Here is an 18,427-nt window from a genome sequence, read left to right as displayed (position 1 = left end):
ACGGATCGGCATGCGGGACCCGCTAGACCCGACCACCCTGCCGCGCGACGCGGCCGACGCCACGGGCGCGCTCGACGTGCTCGATGCGCGGCTGATGCGCATCCTGCTCGTGCTGCTGACCGAGCGCACCGTGTCGCGCGCGGCCGTGCGCCTGAACATGTCGCAGCCGGCGACGAGCGCCGCGCTCAAGCGCCTGCGCACGCTGCTCGGCGATCCGCTGCTGGTACGCAGCCGCTACGGGATGGTGCCGACCGAGTTCGGAGCGCGGCTGATCGAGCCGCTGCGCAACGCACTGCGCGTGATCGACTTCATCCGCATCCAGCAGCCGACGTTCGACGCACGCACGTCGGTGCGCACCTACCGGATCGGCTGCCCCGACTACCTGAACGTGCTGTTCGTGCCGAAGCTCGTCGCGCTGTTCCGCGAGCGCGCGCCGAACGCGCAACTCGTCTTCCATCCGCTTGGCGACGGTTTCGACGACGAGCGTGCGCTGGCCGACGGCGAGCTCGACGTCGTGATCGACAACCGCCCCGCACGCCGGTCGCGCTTCCGGCAGGACGACCTGTTCGACGACCGCGTCGTGTGCCTGATGCGCGCGACGCATCCGCTCGCGCGGCGCGGCGCGATGACGGCCGCCGACTTCGTGGCGGCGCCGCAGCTGTGCCCGACGCCGTCGTGGCTCGAAGCGTCCGGCGCGATCGACCGGCAGCTCGAACGCGTGGGCCTGCAACGGCGGATCGTCGTCACGCTGCCGCACTTCGAGCTTGCCGCGCACGCGCTCGTCCGCACCGATATGATCCTCACGACCACGTACCGGCTCGCGCGGCACTATGCGAAGCTGCTGCCGCTCGCCGCGATCGCGCTGCCGGCCGAACCGCCGGACATCGTGTACCGGATGACGTGGAACGAAGCGGGATCGTGCGCCGAGGGCGTGAGCTGGCTGCGCGGGCTGATCGCGGAGGCGACGCACGCATGGCTCGAGGCTGAAGCGATGCTGCCGGCGGTCGCGGCGGTCGCCGCCGCCGGCTTGCCCGCACCGCTCGCGCCATCCGAGTCCGAACCGCCGCGACGGCCGCGCGCACGCCGGACCACGCGCTGCCGTACCGAGCGGCAGCCGTTCGTCGCGCGTGTCGCGCGTCATGCGCGTCTCACGACGAAATCGCACTGACGCCATTGACGCATACCTCACGTCGTCGCATCGATGGTGCCCGCGCCCCGCGCTGTCGATCGCATGTCAGACTGATCCTATTTACCCGCCCGGGTCCGCCTTGCACAATGCGGACCGATGAACGGCCATGCGTCGTCTCGCACACCGCCGGCCGCATGCGCTGCCGCCGGCAACATACCGAGGAATCCCCGATGAAAGGCCCCCTGACCGCCATCACGCTTGCGCTTGCAACGCTCGCCAGCCCGCCCGCGACGGCCGACACGCAGGACTGCGCAACGCGCATCCGCGCGCTGCAGACGCAGATCGACTACGCGAAACTGCACGGCAATACGCAACAGGCCATGCGCCAGCAAGCCGCGCTTGACGCGATCGGTGCGAACTGCACGGACGCCGGCCAGCTTGCGCGCGCCGAACGCAAGGTACGCGACGAGCAGCGCGATCTCGCGAAGGCGCGCGACGAGGCGCACGAGGCGGAAGCCGCGGTGCGACAAGCGGAAACGCGCGATGACGCGGGCAAGCTCGCGAAGGCGCAGCGCAAGCTCGCCGACAAGCAGCGCAAGCTGCGCGACGCAACGCGTGCGCTGCACGACGCGGAAACCAGCCGCGATGCGCTGAAGCACTGACGAGGCACCGGACAGCGCACCGTGTACGGCGTTACACACCGTCGCGCATCGGTTGCGCAAGCAGCTTGTATGCAACGACGGCCACGCCGAGCGCCAGCACGCCGCTCGCGGTGAGCGCAGCGGCGAACCCGCTTGCGAACGCGACGGGCGCCGCCTTGGCGAGTATGCCCACGGCCGACGGCGGCACGCGGCCGAGTGCCTGCGCCAGGTCGCCGGCCAGCAGGCTCGACATGAACGGCGCATCGGCGAATGCACGCAGGCCGGGCGCGGCGCTCAGCAGCGCGTCGAGCCGCGCGTGCGTGCTCGCTGTCAGCACCGCACCGAGCACGCCGACGGCCGTCACGATCGCCGTGAAGCGCGTCGTCGTGCTGATGCCCGACGCCATGCCCGTGCGGTCCGCCGGGACGCACGCCATGATCGCCTTCTGCGTGTCGCCGTTCATGATGCCGGCGCCGCAGCCCGTCACGAACATGCCGAGTGCGACGAGCCGGTAGTCGCCGCCGGCCGTCAGCGCCGCGGTGACGAGGTTGCCCGCACCGATCAGCGCGAGCCCGCCCGCCAGCACGCCGCCCGACGACACGCGTGCGGCAAGCGCCGCGCCGAGCGACGGGCCGGCGATCATCGCGAACGCGAACGGCAGCATCCCGAGCCCCGCGTCGATCGCCGACATCCCGAACGCGTTCTGCAGGTACAGCGGCAGGAACGTCATCATCACCTGCGCGCAAGCCGCATAACCGAACATCGCGAGCACCGCGCCGACGAAACGCGGCTGGCGGAACAGCGCGAGATCGATCATCGGCCGCGCCTGCCAGCGCTCCGCGCCGATGAACGCCGCCAGCAGCGCCGCGGCAAGCGCGAGCCGGCCGAGCGTCGCGGCCGACAACCAGCCGTGCGCCGGCGCGCCGATCAGCGCCGCGATCGCCCACGCGAGCGCCGCGCCGAACAGCAGGCTGCCGGCCGCGTCCACGCGTTTCGCGCGCGGATCCCTCGACTCGTCGATCGCGACGCGCGCACCGGCCGCCAGCAGCACACAGACCGGCAGGTTCAGCAGGAACACCCAGCGCCACCCGATCCATTGCGTGATCGCGCCGCCGACGAGCGGCGCGATCGCCGTCGCGATCCCCATGCACATGCCCCAGATCGCCCACGCACGCGCCCGTTCGCGCCCGTCCGGAAAACGGTTCGCGATCACCGCGAGCGCGGCCGTCAGCAGCAGCGCGGCGCCGCAGCCCTTCGCCGCGCGCGCGGCGATCAGCCAGCCGGCCGACGGCGCGACGCCGCAGCCGAGCGACGCGAGACAAAAGAGCGCGAGCCCCGCGAAGAGCATCCGCTTGCGCCCGAAGCGGTCGGCGAGCCCGCCGGCCGGCAGCAGGCACGCGGCGAACGCGGTCATGTACGCGCTCACGACCCATTCGATGTCGGCGAAGCTCGCATGAAAGCTGCGCGCGATGCTCGGCAGCGATACGGCGACGACGTTCGTGTCGAGCACGATCAGCGTACAGGTCGCCGACGCGACCGCGAGCGTCGCGGCGGCCGGCAGGCGGGCGCCCGCATGCGGGACGGCGGCCGCGCGCGACGCGGGTGAGGACTGGGACATCGGCAACTCCGGAGCAGGATGGACAAGCCGTATGCTAGGCTTGCCCGGTATTGCCTGTCATTGACACTCACATGCTGTTTTGTTGACGAAAATTGCAATCATGGACCGGCTCGAATTCCGTCACGTGCGCGCGTTCCTGAGCGTCGCGCAGCACCTGCATTTCGCCCGCGCGGCCGAAGCGCTCGACATGGCGCCGCCCGCGCTCACGCGGCAGATCCAGGAAGCCGAACGCGTGCTCGGCGTGCGGCTCTTTCACCGGTCGCGCCGCGCGGTCACGCTGAGCGCCGCCGGCGAGGCCTATCTCGCCGAAGCACGCGCCGCATGCGAACACCTGCAGCGCGGCCGCGAACTCGCCGCGCTGGCCGAGCGCGGCGAACTCGGCCGGATCGAGATCGGCTACGTGTCGTCCGCCGTCTATTCGGGCACGCTGCAGCGCACGGTCGGCGCGTTCCGCGCCGCGCACCCGCGCATCGAGCTGAACCTGCGCGAAGTACCGATGGACGACGTCGCGAACCAGCTCGACACGGGCCGGCTCGACCTCGCGTACGTGCGCCCGCCGCTGCCGCTGCCCGGCGGCCTGCGGATCGTCACGCTGCAGCGCGACGTGTTCGTCGCGGCCGTGCCGGCCGATTCGCGCTACGCGGAAGCGGCGACCGTGCGGGCGGCCGACCTCGCCGGCGCGCGCTTCGCGGTGCCGGAACAGGAGCGCGGCACGCTCGACGTCGCGCGCCGCGGCCGTTTCGCACCGCTGATCGCCGCGCGGCCGGGCGGCTTGCTCGCGGTGCTCGCCTGTGTGTCCGTGAACGGCTGGGTCGCGGTGATTCCCGATGCGCTCGCCGGCTGCGTGTCGCTGCCGGGCGTCGTGTACCGGCCGATCGCCGGCAAGCCGATCGTGTCGGAGCTGGCGCTCGCGCACCGGCGCTTCGAAAAGGCGCCGGCCGTGCGCGCGTTCCTGCGCACGGTCGTGCCGGCCGGGTCGAACGGCGCCTGAGAACGGCGCCCGCACGCGTCGAGGCCGGCCCGGCAGTCGCCGCGCGAATATGCATTGCACGATTCGATGTTTGTCGGCCGGAAACCGATTCCGTAACCTGCCCGGCAGCCGCGCCGCACGAGCGCGGATCACCCAGGACATGCCGCCGATGAATCCCTCTTCCACCGCAGCGCGCCGCCGCGTGCTGCAGCGCCTTGCCGCGCTCGCCGCCGCCCCGCTCGCCGGCGGTATCGCACTGCCGGCCCATGCGGCCGGCGCCGACCTGTCGGGCGTCACGCTCGTGCTCGGCGACCAGGCCGGCGGCCTGCGCGCGCTGGCCGAGGCCGCGCGCGTGCTCGACGGCACGCCCTACCGGTTCCGCTGGGCCAATTTCCAGGGCGCCGCGCCGCTGTTCGAGGCCCAGCGCGCGGGCGCGATCGATCTCGCGCCGGCCGGCGACCTGCCGGTGCTGACAGCCGCGCTCGGCGATCCGTCACTGCGGATCGTCGCGACGCGCGTCGGCTCGCCGGCGTCGCTCGGCATCGTCGTGCAGCCCGATTCGCCGGTTCGCGCCGTCGCCGACCTGAAAGGGCAGACCGTCGTCGTGTCGTCGGCGCGCGGCAGCATTTCCCAATACCAGTTGTATGGCGCACTGCGCGAACACGGCCTTGCGCCGCGCGACGTCGACGTGCGCTTCGTGCTGCCCGTCGACGCATTCGCCGCGTTCGAGGCGAAACGGATCCCCATCTGGGCGACCTTCGACCCGTACTACGGGCATGCGGTACGACGCGGCGCGCGCGTCGTCCGGGACGGCAGCGGCATCAATTCGGGGCTCGCGTTCCTCACGTCGCCGATCGAGACGCTGAACGACGCCGCGAAACGCGCGGCGCTCGCGGACGTGCTCGCCCGGCTGGCCCGCGCGGGCCAATGGGCGCTGGCGCACCCGTCCGACTATGCGAACGTCTATGCGTCTCTCACGCGCCTGCCGCCCGACGCAGCCGCCGACATCGCGCACCGCGCGGCGCTCGCGCAGCGCGGCCTCAGCGGCGCCGACATCGACGTGCTGCAGCGCGTCGCCGACCGCGCGGCGGCGGACGCGATCCTGCCGCGGCGCGTCGACGTCGCGTCGATCGCGATTCGCAACGTGTCTGCTTGACGGTTTTCGACGGGGCCGCGGCATGTCCCGGCCGCGCACGGCGCGCGTGTCGGCTTCCGGACTTGCGTGCCCCCTCCGTACGACCGTCGAGTCGGACGACCTCCCCGCCGTCGTGCACGCAGCCGCAACGACTGCGTGCCATGCGCGACATGGTTTCGTCCTGCATCGTCCCGCGATAAGCATAGTTCAAATCGTTTCTTGTCCGCCCCCGTCCCGTCATCGAGAATGATTCGACGGACCGACACGTGTCGCCGCCTCTCCAACGTACTCCTGACCGATCGATTCATGCTCCCACTGCGCCTGCTGCGATCGCTGCTGATCGCGTCCCTCATTACGTTGCCGGCTGCCGCCGCGCATGCCGACAAGCCCACGACCATCCGCATCGGCGTCGCCCAGCAAGGCACCGGCGATCCGCCGACCTTCGGTGGATCGAGCGCCGCCACCGTGCAGTTGCAGCAACTCGTCGAAAAGGAATTCGCCGCCGACGGCATCAAGGTGCAGTGGCTGTTCTTCAAGGGTGCGGGGCCGGCCGTCAACGAGGCGATCGCCAACAAGGCGCTCGACTTCGCGTACCAGGGCGACCTGCCTGCCGTGCTCGCCCGCTCGAACGGGATCAAGACGCACCTGCTGCTCGCGGCCAGCGTGCGCTCGGGCATCAAGATCGCGGTGCCGCCCGACTCGACGATCCGTTCGATCAAGGACCTCAAAGAGCGCCGCGTGTCGATCTTCCGCGGCACCAACCTGCAGCTCGTCGCCGACAACGCGCTCGCGAAGAACGGCCTCGGCGAACGCGACCTGCGCGTGATCAACCTCGACTCCGCCAGCTCGCTCGCCGCGCTCGCGTCGAAAGGCATCGATGCGGCGGTCGGCGACTATCAGCTGTACAAGCTGCGCGACGCGGGGCTCGCGAAGATCATCTACGAATCGCAGAACGACGGCCCGCAGTTGACGCGGCAGACCCACCTGCTCGTGCTCGACGATTTCGAGCGCGCGCACCCGGACATCGTGCAGCGCGTCGTCACCGCGTACGTGAAAGGCGCGCAATGGTCGTCCGACGAGGCGAACCGCGATGCGCTGTTCAAGCTGTGGACGAAAAGCGGCGTGCCGTACACGTCGTGGCAGGCCGACTTTGCGAACCAGCGCCTGAAGGACCGGCTGTCCCCGCTGATCGATCCGTTCGTCGTCGCACGCTACAAGGCCGTCGCGCAGGATGCGCTGAACCTGAAGCTGATCCGGCAGCCGGTCGACGTCGACGGCTGGTTCGAGCCGAAGTATCTCGACAACGCGCTGCGCACGCTGAAGCTCGAAAACTACTGGCCACGTTACGACGCCGCCGGCAAACCGCTTTCCTGACCCGGACCTGCGCCGATGAGCGACACCGCGTTTCCCGCCCTGAGATCCGAGCCTCAAGCGCTCGCCGCGCCGCCGCACCGCGCGGCATTCGTGAAGCGGCTCGCGTGGCAGCTCGCCCCGTGGGTGCTGCCCGCACTGTTGTTCGTGCTGTGGACCGTCGGCAGCGCGCGCGGCTGGATCGCGCCGCAAATCCTGCCGCCGCCCGAACGCGTGTACGAATCGCTCTCCGACCTCGTGACGAGCGGCGATCTCGCGCGCCACACGCTGGTCAGCCTGCAACGCGTGCTGGTCGGCTTCGCGGCCGGCACGCTGCTCGGTTTGTCGATCGGCGTCGCGCTCGGGCTGTCCCGTACGCTGGAAGCTTACGTCTTGCCGAGCTTCAACGCGCTCGTGCAGATTCCGGTGCTCGGTTGGTTGCCGTTCCTGCTGCTGCTCGTCGGCGTCGGCGAGCCGCTCAAATACCTGCTGATCGCGCATGCGGCACTCGTCCCCGTCACGCTGAGCACGTTGCAGGGTTTCCGCCAGACACCGCCCGCGCTCGACGAAGTCGCACGCGTGTTCGGCTACACGCGCCGCCAACGCATCGTCCATGTCGTGCTGCCGGCCGCGATCCCGACGCTCGCGACCGGCGTGCGGCTCGCGTTCACGAAGTCGTGGCTCGCGCTCGTCGTCGTCGAGCTCGTCGCCTCGTCGGAAGGGCTCGGCTACCTGATCGTGTACGGGCGCCAACTGTTCCAGCTCGATCTCGTGATGGCGGCCGTGGTCGTGGTCGGTACGGTCGGCCTGCTGATCAACCGGCTGCTCGACGCGCTCGAGGCGCGCCTGCGCCGCGGCGTGCCGTCCGCGTTTCGCGGTTGAGCCCGCCCGCCCAATCGAAGGAGAGTCACCCGTGCCGCACCCCGCTCCCCCGGCATTCGCGCCGGACGATACGCCGACGCCCGTGCGCCGCCTGCACGCGCCCGACTGGCGCGGCATCGTGCTGCCGCTCGTGGCGATCGCGCTCTGGTGGGCGATCGCTTCCGCGCATCTCGTGAAAAGCGGGCTGCTCGTTAGCCCGTCCGATGTGCTGCGCACCGCATGGGTGCAGGCCACGAGCGGCGCGCTCGGCCGCGCATTGTCCGCATCGCTCGCGCGCGAAGCGTGCGGCTTCGCGATCGGCGCGGCGGGCGGCCTGCTGCTCGGCGCCGCGCTCGGGCTGTCGCGCGTCACCGCACGAATGATCGGCCCGAGCTTCGACACGTTCAAGCAGATCTCGCTGTTCGCATGGATTCCGCTGATTTCCGTCTGGTTCGGCCTGGGCGACGTCGCCAAGGTCGTGTTCCTGTCGCTCGCCGCGCTGCTGCCCGTCGCCGCACACACGTGCGACGGCATTCACGCGGTGCCGCGCGCGTATGTCGACGTCGCCCGTGCGCTGCGCTACTCGCGGCTCCAGCTCATTCGCCACGTGATCCTGCCGGCCGCGCTGCCGTCGATCTTCACCGGCCTGTATCTCGGCCTGATCTATTCGTGGCTCGCGACGCTCGGCGCCGAATACCTGCTGGTCGCGGGCGCCGGCATCGGCAACACGCTGATCGACGGCAGCGAGCAGTTCCGCATGGATCTCGTGCTGTTCGGGATCATCGTCGTCGGGATCACCGGCTGGGCGCTGAACGCGATCGCGCGGGCGATCGAGCGCAAGGTGCTGGCCCGCCGCGGCGACCTGCCGCGCTGATATTCCGTCCCCTGTCCGTCACCCCTTTCATCGCCCCGCCATGACGACGCTCGCCTCCGATTCGCTCGACATCCTCCATGTGAGCAAGCACTACACACAACGCGGCACGACGCTCGCCGTGCTCGACGACGTCTCGCTGCACGTACGCGCCGGCGAGTTCGTCACGATCGTCGGCGCGAGCGGCTGCGGCAAGTCGACCCTGCTGCGGCTGGTTGCCGGGCTCGACACCGACTATGCCGGCGAGATCCGCGCCGGCGACGAATACGTGCGCGACACGTCGCTGCAGCGCGGGATCGTGTTCCAGGACCACCGGCTGTTCCCGTGGCTGACCGTCGAGCAGAACATTGCCGCCGCGCTGCGCAACGCACCGCTCGACGCGGCCGCGAAGCGGCGCGCGGTCGCGGAACACGTCGCGCTCGTCGGGCTGAACGGCTTCGAGCGCGCCTTCCCGAACCAGTTGTCGGGCGGGATGGCGCAACGCGTCGCGATCGCGCGCGGCCTCGTGAACCGCCCGCGCGTGCTGCTGCTCGACGAGCCGTTCGGCGCGCTCGACGCGCAGACGCGTGCGCGGATGCAGAACGAACTGCTGCGCATCTGGGAACAGGAGCGCATCACGATGATGCTCGTCACGCACGACGTCGACGAAGCCGTCTATCTCGGCGACCGCGTCGTCACGATGGCGCCGCGCCCGGGCCGCATCGAACGCATCGTCGATGTCGCGCTGCCGCGGCCGCGCCGGCGCGATTCGCCGGAATTCGCGCGGTTGCGCGATACCGTGCTCGCCGATTTCGACGAACACGAACCGCCGCACCGCGACGGCACGGGCGGCAAGCCCGTCGACACGCCGCGCCCGCACCGGATCGGCGAATGGCGGCTCGCATGGTAACCGCGTGACCCGAACGGATCGCTTGGCAGCGCATATCGTTCATCGCAGCAGGAACACTAAGGTTGTGACGATTCATCGGTTCCGGTTCCGCGCAGTCCCTGCTTGAATGGAGACTCGACCGACCCGACTCCAGGAGACTCACGATGTCCGAAGTCCAGCACGCCGCACAACCGTCTTCGCCTGTTTCGCACGCCGCGCCGCGCACGGCCGCCGTTCCGCTTCAGCTTCGCCAGGTCGCCGGCCGGATCGGCGCCGAAATCTCCGGCGTCCGGCTGTCGGCCACGCTCGACGACGCGACGTTCGATGCGGTCCAGGCCGCGCTGCTGCGCCACAAGGTGCTGTTCTTCCGCGGCCAGCACCATCTCGACGACACGGCGCAGGAAGCGTTCGCGCGCCGTTTCGGCGACACCGTCGCGCACCCGACCGTGCCGTCCGTCGACGGCAGCGCCCATCTGCTCGAACTCGATTCGGCACACGGCGCACGCGCGAATTCGTGGCACACCGACGTGACATTCGTCGATGCGTACCCGAAGATCTCGATCCTGCGCGCGGTCGTGATTCCGCCGTTCGGCGGCGATACCGTCTGGGCCAATACGGCCGCCGCGTACGCGCATCTCCCCGACCCGCTGCGCGCGCTCGCCGACACGCTGTGGGCGCTGCACACCAACGCATACGACTACGCGTCGACGCATGTCCATGCCGACGACACGCAACTGAAGCGCTACCGCGAAGTGTTCACGTCGACCGTCTATGAAACCGAGCACCCGGTCGTGCGCGTGCATCCGGAAACCGGCGAGCGCACGCTCGTGCTCGGCCACTTCGTCCAGCGGCTCAAGGGGCTGTCGTCGCAGGATTCCGCGCACCTGCTGCAGGTATTCCACGAGCACGTGACGCGTCTCGAGAACACCGTGCGCTGGAACTGGCAGGAAGGCGACGTCGCGATCTGGGACAACCGTGCGACGCAGCACTACGCGATCAACGACTACGGCGATGCGCGCCGCGTCGTGCGCCGCGCGACCGTTCACGGCGACGTGCCGGTCGGCATCGACGGCCGCCAGAGCGTCGTGCTGAAAGGGCCGGGCGCCACGCTGCAGTAACGCCCGTCTCCCGCGGCGGCGGCGGCCTGCGCCGCGCGCCGCCGCACCGTTTCCCACCGAAGATCCGATCATGAGCGTCCCGTCACCGCACCGACACTTGCACGCGCAACGATGTCGGCCCTCCGCCCCGTTCACTTCCGTCAGGAGCGTCGCATGAGCGCCCTACTCGAACCCGCCGCCCAGCCGGTCGACGTGATTCCGCTGTCCGCCCATATCGGCGCGGAAATCCGCGGCGTCGACCTCACCCAGCCGTTGACCACGCCGCAGATCGCCGCGATCCGCGCCGCGCTGCTGAAATGGCGCGTCATCTTCTTTCGCGAACAATTCCTCACGCACGAGCAGCACGTCGCGTTCTCCGCGCAGTTCGGCGACCCGACGGTCGGCCACCCGGTATTCGGGCATGTCGACGGCCACCCTGCCGTCTATTCGATCGCGAAACATCGCAAGGCGACCCGTTTCGAAGGCGAACCGGTGCGCCGGCCGTGGACGGGCTGGCACACCGACGTGACGGCCGCCGTGAATCCGCCGTGGGCGTCGATCCTGCGCGGCGTGACGATCCCGCCGTACGGCGGCGACACGCACTGGACGAACCTGGTCCGCGCGTACGAGACGCTGTCCGCGCCGTTGCGCGGCTTCGTCGACGGCTTGCGCGGCATTCACCGCTTCACGCCGCCGGCCGGTGCGCGCGCCACCGGCGCGTTCGACGAGGCCGTCGAACGCCGCCCGCTCGTGACCGAGCATCCGCTCGTGCGCGTGCATCCGGAGACCGGCGAGCGCGCGCTGTACGTCAGCCCGAGCTTCCTGAAATCGATCGTCGGGCTGACGCCGCGCGAGAGCCAGGCGCTGCTCGAACTGCTGTGGGAACACGTGACGCGGCCGGAATTCACGATCCGCTTCAAGTGGGAACCGCGCAGCATCGCGTTCTGGGACAACCGCGCGACCGCGCATCTTGCGCCTGTCGACATCTTCGATCTCGACTTCGACCGGCAGCTCTTCCGCACGACGCTGACCGGCGACGTGCCGGTCGGCCCCGACGGCCGGCCGTCGGTCGCGCTCGAAGGCTCGCCGGTCGAAACGGCCGCGGCCGTCGCACTCAACTGACCCGACGGATTCGACCGTCCGCTTCCGGCACCGGCGCGCACGCGCGCGCCGGCCGCTTCCCGATCAATCGAGCCACACGCCGTCGAACCGGTGCCCGCCGAGCGGCGAGAACGTCAACCCGTGGACGCGCCGCGAGATCGGCAACGACACGATCGACGTCGCGATCGGCGTGAACGGCACCTGATCCTTGAACACGACCTGCGCCTGCTCGTACAGCGACGTGCGTTTCGCGACATCCGCATTCGAGCGTGCCGCGCTCACGAGCTTTTCGAAATCCTGATTGCACCACTTCGCGAGGTTGCTGCCGTGCACCGCGTCGCAGCCGAGCAGCGTGCCGAGCCAGTTGTCCGGGTCGCCGTTGTCCCCCGACCAGCCGTACAGGATCGCGTCGTGCTGGCCGTCGTGCTTCGCGCGGCGGTTGTATTCGCCCCACTCGTAGCTGACGATCTTCGCGCGCACGCCGATCTTCGCCCAGTCCTGCTGGATCAGCTGCGCCATCAGCTGCGCATTCGGGTTGTACGGGCGCTGCACCGGCATCGCCCACAGCGTCAGGTCGAAACCGTTCGGGAAGCCGGCCTGCGCGAGCAGCGCCTTCGCGGCGGCCGGATCGCGCGGCGCGTCCTTCAGGCGCGGGTTGTACGACCATTGCGCGGGCGGCATCGGGTTCGTCGCGATCGTCGCATCGCCGTTGAACACGGTCTTCACGATCGCCGTCTTGTCGATCGCGATGTCGAGCGCGCGCCGCACGTCGACGCGATCGAGCGGCGGATGCTGCGTGTTGTACGCGACAAAGCCGACGTTGAACCCCACGCCCGAGAACAGCGTCAGCTTCGGGTCGCGCCGCACCGTCTCGAGATCGGCCGGACGCGGGAATGCCGATACCTGGCACTCGCCGGCCACCAGCTTCTGCAGGCGCGCGGCCGGATCGGGCGTGATCGCGAACACGAGGCGCGCGAGCTTCACGTCGTCCGGCTTCCAGTAATCGGGATTCGCGTCGTAGCGGATCAGCGCATCCTTCTGGTACGTGCGCAGCAGGAACGGCCCGGTGCCGACCGGGAACTGGTTGATGTCGGACTCGCGATGGCGCGCGGCAAGCTGCGACGCATATTCGGCCGACAGCACCGACGCGAACGCCATCGCGAGGTTGCGCACGAACACGACATCGGGCGTCTTCAGCGTGAAGCGCACCGTATAGTCGTCGATCTTGTCGATGCGCTCGACGTTGTGGTCGAACCCGAGATCGCTGAAATACGGGAAGCTGACCGGGTAGGCCTTGCGGAACGGATCGTCCGGATCGAGCATGCGGCGGAACGTGAATACGACATCGTCGGCCTGGAACGGCCGCGTCGGCTTGAACCATGCGGTCGTCTGGAATTTCACGCCGCGCCGCAAATGGAACGTGATCGTGCGCTGGTCGGGCGAGACGTCCCAGCTCGTCGCGAGCGACGGTTCGATATCGAGCGTGCCGCGCTTGAACTGCACGAGCCCGTTGTAGATCGTGTACGTGCTCGCGTCGAAATCGGTGCTCGTCGTGTGCTGGCCCGGATCGAAGCCGGCCGGGCTGCCTTCGGTGCAGTACACGAGCGTCTTGCCGGTCGGCGCGGCCAGCGCCGGTGTCGCGGCGCCGGCGAGCAACAGCGACGCGGCGATGCAGCGAAGCGCGGCAACGGCATGCGGGACGCCACGCGCACGACGCGTGGCTGACGAAACGTAAGCGTTCTTCATGGTGACGGAAAGAAAGGATGGCTGTCATGCGAATGACGACCGCCGATCTTCGCGCGCCTCCCGCCGATCGCTTACCAATTAATTCGGCGTTGCTTATCGTTGCCGACGCATCCCGCTGCCCGTGCATGAAAACGTCCACGCGAGCGCCGGCGCGCGATCCGGCGGCCTTTCGCGCCGCCGCCTTCCGGCCCCCTGCAGACTTTCCGGAATGAGCGCATCGTATCGGCTGGTTAACGCCGGCACCGGCGGCGCCGGGATCCGCCCGGCGCCGCCGCACCGCCGCGTCATGGAGGACCCACGATGTCGATCAGCCCCGATACGCCCGCCCGCCCCGTGAAATCGCCGGGCCCCGATCATCCGATCACGGTCGAACCCCATGCGCGGCGCGTGGTGGTCAAGGTGGCCGGCAAGGTCGTCGCCGATACGCGCCGCGCGCTGGTACTGCGCGAGGCCAGCTACCCGGCCGTGCTCTATCTGCCGCGCGAGGACGCCGACCTGTCGCTGCTGCAACGCACCGACCATGCGACCTATTGCCCGTACAAGGGCGACTGCGCGTACTACTCGATTCCGGCGGGCGGCGAACGCTCGATCAACGCGGTCTGGACCTACGAGCAGCCGTACCCGGCCGTCGAGGCGATTCGCGGGCACCTCGCGTTCTATCCGGACCGGGTCGACGCGATCGAGGAAAGCGCCGCCGGCACCGATTGAGCACCGCCGCGCCGCTGATTTGCATATACGCATTCGTTGGTTGGCCACCGGCCGGTGCCGCCGTATCGTCCTGAATCCGGCGCGGGCCGGGCCCGTTGCGTGCATCGCCCGCATCCGGCCCTGCCGTGCGCCGGCCGCGCCGTCCTCGCGCGCGGCCCGTGAACCCGCACGCAGGATGACCCAATGAACGACACCCCGCTCGCAGACATTGAAACGACCCCGGCGAACCCGCGCCGCCGCCGCTGGCTGCACGGCGCGGCCGCCGGTCTGGCCGGGCTCGCGCTCGGCCCGCTCGCGGCCCGGCCCGCGCTCGCCGACGACACCGGCACGCGGCTGCGCATCGGCTTCCAGAAGTACGGCAACTTCGTCGTGCTCAAGGCACGCGGCACGCTCGAGAAGCGTCTGGCGAGCCAGGGCGTCGCCGTGCAATGGCTCGAGTTCCCGGCCGGCCCGCAACTGCTCGAAGGACTGAACGCCGGTGCGATCGACGTCGGCACGGTCGGCGAAACGCCGCCGATCTTCGCGCAGGCGGGCGGCGTCGATTTCGTCTATATCGGCAACGAGCCGCCCGCGCCGCAGGGCGAGGCGATCATCGTGCTGCCCGATTCGCCGATTCGCACCGTCGCGCAACTGCGCGGCAAGAAAGTCGCGTTCAACAAGGGCTCGAACGTCCACTACCTGCTCGTGAAGGCGCTCGAACGCGCGGGCCTCACGTATGCGGACATCCAGCCGATCTACCTGACGCCCGCCGACGCGCGTGCCGCGTTCGTGCAGCGCAGTGTCGATGCGTGGGTGATCTGGGATCCGTACTTCGCCGCCGCCGAGCGGCAGCTCGGCGCGCGCGTGGTCGCGAACGGCGACGGGCTCGTGCGCAACACGCAGTACTACCTCGCCGCGCGCAAGTATGCGGCCGCCCACCCGCAGGTGCTGCGCACGCTGCTCGACGAAGTCGACGCGGTCGACCGCTGGGCCCGCGATCACGTGCCCGAGGTCGCCACGCAACTGTCGCCGCTCGTCGGCCTCGACGCGCCGACGCTCGAAATCGCGCTCAAGCGCGCCGGCTACGGCGTGCAGCCCATCACCGACGCGACGGTCGCGTATCAGCAGAACATCGCCGACACGTTCAGCACGCTGAAGCTGATTCCGGGCAAGCTGTCGGTCGCCAGCGCACGCTGACGCGTTACGGCGCGGCCGCGGCGCCGATGCGCCGCCATTCGTCGTAATCGGTGACGAGTCCCGCGTCGTCGACCGCGATATCGGCCGCATACGTGCCGCTCTCGTAGCGATAGCGCCGCGCTGCCGTGCGCGTGTAGCGCTGCTCGCCGCGCACCAGGTCGACATCCGGAAAGCGCAACCACGCCGTGCGGATCACGGCCGCTTCGCCGACGGCGAGCGCGAGCCGCCGGATCGGCAGCGTATTGGTCGACGGGCTGAAACCGAGGTCGATATCGGTCGCACCGGCAAGCGCCGGCGCCTCGACGCCGTCGATCGTCCATTGGCCGGCATCGCAGGCGATGTCCCACCGCTGCCGCGTCGTGCCGGCCCAGCGTGTCACGCGGGCCGAGCGCGTGAGCCAGTCGGCGCCGCATGCGATCGCGTAGTCGACGCGAAACGGCGTGCCGTCGATCGCGCCCGACACCGAACCCGACAGGTCGATGCCCGAATGCGATTCGGCGAGCCGGCACCATTCGCACGCCTGCCACGTCCGCTCGATCTGCCATGCGACGCAGTGCGTGCGTATCGCTTCGGTCGGTTGCGTCATGTCGTGCTCTCCTGTCGGTCGCGCGCAAGGAAGCCGATTTTCGCTCACGACGCCGCCGAACGCACGCGGCTTCGGCACCGGCCGCCCTCTTGCCGATAGTCACTATCGGCACCACGCACACCGCCGCACCGCCGCTGCTTTGGTACCATCCGTCGATCGGCAGGAATCGAACCGGAAGACAAAAGGCGCGACTTCATGGATTTGTTGGCGACGATGCGCATCTACGTCAGGGTCGTGGAGCGCGGCACGATGTCCGGCGCGGCGCGGGATCTCGACATGGGCCAGCCGGCCGTCAGCGAACGCATCGAAAAACTCGAAAAGCATCTCGGCACGCGGCTGCTGATGCGCAGTGCACGCACCCTCGCCTGCACGGAGGAAGGCCGCCTCTTCTACGAGCGCAGCAAGGCGCTGCTCGAAGCGGCCGAAATGGCGGTCGCATCGGTATCGAAGACGGAAAACGCGCTCGACGGCACGATCCGGCTCGCGGCACCGCAATGCTTCGGCGAGGTCGTGATGCCGGGTGTGCTGATGCAGATTCGCACCGCCTATCCGAAGCTGCATATCGACCTGGTGCTGAACGACGAAATCGTCGATCCGGTCACCGAGGGCGTCGACATTTCGATCCGGGTCGGCCAGCTGGGCGACGGCGGGTTCGTCGCGTACGCGCTCGGCGCGGTCGGCCGCGTGCTCGTCGCCGCGCCGTCGTATCTGGACCGGCACGGCCCGGTCGAAACGAAGGCCGATCTCGCGCACCACCCGTTCATCCGCGTGAAAGGCGTGTTCGCGAGCGAACAGGTGCCGCTGCAGTGTGACGGCAGCGCGGTCGAATACGCGCGGATCCGGACGGTCATGACCACGAGCCACTGGCGCCCGATGTTCGACACGATCGCGGCGGGCGGCGGCATCGGCGTGGTCCAGCAGCCGGCGTGCGCCGACGCGCTCGCGCACGGCCGGCTGGTCCGGCTCCTGCCGCAATACGCCGTTCCCGACTTCGCGCTCAACGTGCTCGTGCACGCGCAGCGGCCGCTGCCGCCGCGCGTGCGGGCGGTCGTCGACCTGCTGAAGCAGGCACTCCCGCCGCGGCTCACGCAGCACCACCGGTAGCCGTCACCGGCCGCCGGCGGCCGCGCTCACGCCTGCAGCGACTTCCCCGGCTCCTTCACGTGCGCGTCGACTTCCATCTGGTAGAAGCGCGCGCTGACGAAACCGAACAGCGTCCAGCCCAGGAACACGCACAGGCCGCCGAGCATCAGCGCCTGCTCGCCCGAGCTGAACAGCGCATAGAAGCTGTACGCGGTGGCGACCATCGCGATCACGTTCGTCACCAGCGCCTTGCCGGGCGGCACCTTCGCGACCTTCTGGATGGTGATCAGCGCGGCCATCGACATCACGTAGGGCACGAGGTTCGTCACGACCGCGAGATCGACGATCTTCTGGAACTGGCTGCTCAGTTCCGGGCTGATCGTCATCAGCGCCAGCACGACCTGCGCGACGAGCAGGATCACCATGCCGACGATCGGCGTGCCCGTGCGCGTCGCCTTCGCGAACACCGGCAGGAAGTAACCGACGTCCGCCGAGCTCTTGAACACCTGCGCGACCGTGAACTGCCAGCCGAGCAGCGAGCCGATGCACGCGATCACCATCAGCGCGGTGACGATCGTGCCGACGGTCGGCGTGAACATCGTCGCGAAGGCGATGCCGAACGGCGCGTTCGACTTCGCGAGGATCGCGTTGGGCACGATGCCCGCGATCACGTTGGTCGACACGATGTAGAAGATCGCCGACGCGATCGTGCCGCCGAGCACGGCGATCGGCACGTTGCGCTCCGGATTCTCGACGGCGTCCGAGTTCGCGCACGCCGATTCGAGCCCGAGGAACGCCCACAGCGTCACCGCGATCGAGCTGCCGACGGCCGGCCCGAACGGCAGGTTGCCCGGGTTCCATGCCGCGCCCCAGGTCGCGCCGCTGAACCAGAACCAGCCGATCAGCGACACGACGACGACCGGAATGATCACGCCCCACACGGTCACCGAGCCGATCCGGCCGGTGATGCGCGAGCCGCCGAAGTTCGCGACCGTCGTGAGCACGAGCAGGAAGATCGTCCACAGGCCCGTCTGCAGCGGCGACAGCGTCGCGTCGAACAGCACGGTGCCGTAGCCGACCGCCGTGACGCCGATCGCGACGTTGGCGATCACGAGCGACAGCCCGTACGTGTAGTTCGCCATGTAGTTGCCGGCCTTGCCGAACGCGTACTCCGCGTAGCCGCCCATCCCGCCCGGCTTGCGGCTCAGCATCCCGCAGCGCGCGAACGCGTAGGCCAGCGCGAGCGAGCCGCCGGCCGTGACGATCCACGACAGCAGCGAGATCGTGCCGACCTGCGCGAGCTTCGACGGCAGCAGGATGATGCCGGAGCCCATCATGTTGACCGCCGTGAGAATGGTCAGCTGCCAGACGTTCATCCGGTTCTTCTGCACGGCCGCCGGGGCCGCGTCGGTCATGCGCGCTGCGTTTTCCATGATGTCGATCCTTCGATGTGGGGCCGCCGCGCGGCCGGTCGCTCGTTCGTTCGG

At 69.6% G+C, this 18,427-nt stretch carries 17 protein-coding genes; 13 read left to right on the top strand and 4 right to left on the bottom strand.

The genetic code is table 11. From position 1 onward, the window contains the following. Nucleotides 1–10 precede the first annotated feature (10 nt). Both WJ12_RS25580 and WJ12_RS25575 read left to right on the top strand, forming a co-directional pair. Entirely contained in the window at nucleotides 11–1,168 is a 1,158-nt protein-coding gene (locus WJ12_RS25580; protein WP_059558280.1) for a LysR family transcriptional regulator, read from the top strand. Between the two features lie 191 nt (nucleotides 1,169–1,359). Beyond that, nucleotides 1,360–1,791, top strand: coding sequence for a DUF1090 family protein (locus tag WJ12_RS25575; protein ID WP_034185874.1), 432 nt, complete (start codon nucleotides 1,360–1,362; stop codon nucleotides 1,789–1,791). A gap of 31 nt (nucleotides 1,792–1,822) precedes the next feature. On the opposite strand, the gene WJ12_RS25570 is transcribed toward WJ12_RS25575, so the two are convergent. Next, on the bottom strand, nucleotides 1,823–3,388 hold the full coding sequence (locus WJ12_RS25570; protein WP_059558282.1) for an MFS transporter: 1,566 nt from the start codon (nucleotides 3,386–3,388) through the stop codon (nucleotides 1,823–1,825). 100 nt (nucleotides 3,389–3,488) lie between these two features. Here WJ12_RS25570 and WJ12_RS25565 point away from each other — a divergent pair, with 100 nt between their 5' ends. The 8 genes from WJ12_RS25565 (at nucleotide 3,489) to WJ12_RS25530 (ending at nucleotide 11,662) form a co-directional block, all read left to right on the top strand. Further along, entirely contained in the window at nucleotides 3,489–4,379 is an 891-nt protein-coding gene (locus tag WJ12_RS25565; protein WP_059558283.1) for a LysR family transcriptional regulator, read from the top strand. Between the two features lie 148 nt (nucleotides 4,380–4,527). Further along, nucleotides 4,528–5,514, top strand: a complete 987-nt coding sequence (locus WJ12_RS25560) for an ABC transporter substrate-binding protein (protein ID WP_059558654.1) — start codon at nucleotides 4,528–4,530, stop codon at nucleotides 5,512–5,514. Between the two features lie 285 nt (nucleotides 5,515–5,799). Then, complete coding sequence (locus WJ12_RS25555; RefSeq protein WP_069245927.1) at nucleotides 5,800–6,867, top strand: ABC transporter substrate-binding protein; 1,068 nt, start codon at nucleotides 5,800–5,802, stop codon at nucleotides 6,865–6,867. A gap of 15 nt (nucleotides 6,868–6,882) precedes the next feature. Beyond that, nucleotides 6,883–7,725 (top strand): ABC transporter permease, encoded by an 843-nt coding sequence (locus WJ12_RS25550; RefSeq protein ID WP_069245926.1) that lies wholly within the window; start codon nucleotides 6,883–6,885, stop codon nucleotides 7,723–7,725. A 31-nt stretch (nucleotides 7,726–7,756) separates the two neighbouring features. Continuing rightward, nucleotides 7,757–8,578: an ABC transporter permease gene (locus WJ12_RS25545; RefSeq protein WP_034185869.1), complete on the top strand. Its 822-nt coding sequence runs from the start codon at nucleotides 7,757–7,759 to the stop codon at nucleotides 8,576–8,578. 40 nt (nucleotides 8,579–8,618) lie between these two features. Beyond that, a complete protein-coding gene (locus WJ12_RS25540) occupies nucleotides 8,619–9,464 on the top strand; it encodes an ABC transporter ATP-binding protein (RefSeq protein ID WP_034185868.1) in 846 nt (281 codons plus the stop codon). Between the two features lie 143 nt (nucleotides 9,465–9,607). Then, nucleotides 9,608–10,561 (top strand): TauD/TfdA dioxygenase family protein, encoded by a 954-nt coding sequence (locus tag WJ12_RS25535; protein ID WP_034185867.1) that lies wholly within the window; start codon nucleotides 9,608–9,610, stop codon nucleotides 10,559–10,561. Nucleotides 10,562–10,714: 153 nt separating this feature from the next. After that, nucleotides 10,715–11,662 (top strand): TauD/TfdA dioxygenase family protein, encoded by a 948-nt coding sequence (locus WJ12_RS25530; RefSeq protein ID WP_059558288.1) that lies wholly within the window; start codon nucleotides 10,715–10,717, stop codon nucleotides 11,660–11,662. Between the two features lie 63 nt (nucleotides 11,663–11,725). Here the strand turns inward: WJ12_RS25530 and WJ12_RS25525 are convergent, their stop codons facing one another. Next, nucleotides 11,726–13,387, bottom strand: a complete 1,662-nt coding sequence (locus WJ12_RS25525; RefSeq protein ID WP_059558290.1) for an ABC transporter substrate-binding protein — start codon at nucleotides 13,385–13,387, stop codon at nucleotides 11,726–11,728. 300 nt (nucleotides 13,388–13,687) lie between these two features. On the opposite strand from WJ12_RS25525, the gene WJ12_RS25520 reads away from it, so the two are divergent. After that, complete coding sequence (locus WJ12_RS25520; RefSeq protein ID WP_034185864.1) at nucleotides 13,688–14,095, top strand: DUF427 domain-containing protein; 408 nt, start codon at nucleotides 13,688–13,690, stop codon at nucleotides 14,093–14,095. A gap of 183 nt (nucleotides 14,096–14,278) precedes the next feature. Then, a complete protein-coding gene (locus WJ12_RS25515) occupies nucleotides 14,279–15,271 on the top strand; it encodes a sulfonate ABC transporter substrate-binding protein (RefSeq protein ID WP_034185863.1) in 993 nt (330 codons plus the stop codon). A 4-nt stretch (nucleotides 15,272–15,275) separates the two neighbouring features. Here WJ12_RS25515 and WJ12_RS25510 read toward each other — a convergent pair whose 3' ends face one another. Next, entirely contained in the window at nucleotides 15,276–15,857 is a 582-nt protein-coding gene (locus WJ12_RS25510; protein ID WP_059558292.1) for a putative glycolipid-binding domain-containing protein, read from the bottom strand. 195 nt (nucleotides 15,858–16,052) lie between these two features. Here WJ12_RS25510 and WJ12_RS25505 point away from each other — a divergent pair, with 195 nt between their 5' ends. Then, nucleotides 16,053–16,961 carry a LysR family transcriptional regulator gene (locus WJ12_RS25505; protein WP_059558294.1) on the top strand — a complete coding sequence of 303 codons (909 nt, stop codon included), beginning with the start codon at nucleotides 16,053–16,055 and terminating at the stop codon, nucleotides 16,959–16,961. Between the two features lie 26 nt (nucleotides 16,962–16,987). Here the strand turns inward: WJ12_RS25505 and potE are convergent, their stop codons facing one another. Beyond that, nucleotides 16,988–18,373 (bottom strand): putrescine-ornithine antiporter, encoded by a 1,386-nt coding sequence (potE, locus tag WJ12_RS25500; protein ID WP_034185860.1) that lies wholly within the window; start codon nucleotides 18,371–18,373, stop codon nucleotides 16,988–16,990. Nucleotides 18,374–18,427: the final 54 nt, after the last annotated feature.

This window comes from Burkholderia seminalis (assembly GCF_001718535.1).
Classification (GTDB): domain Bacteria; phylum Pseudomonadota; class Gammaproteobacteria; order Burkholderiales; family Burkholderiaceae; genus Burkholderia; species Burkholderia seminalis.
This window is presented reverse-complemented; position numbering and strand designations above follow the sequence as displayed.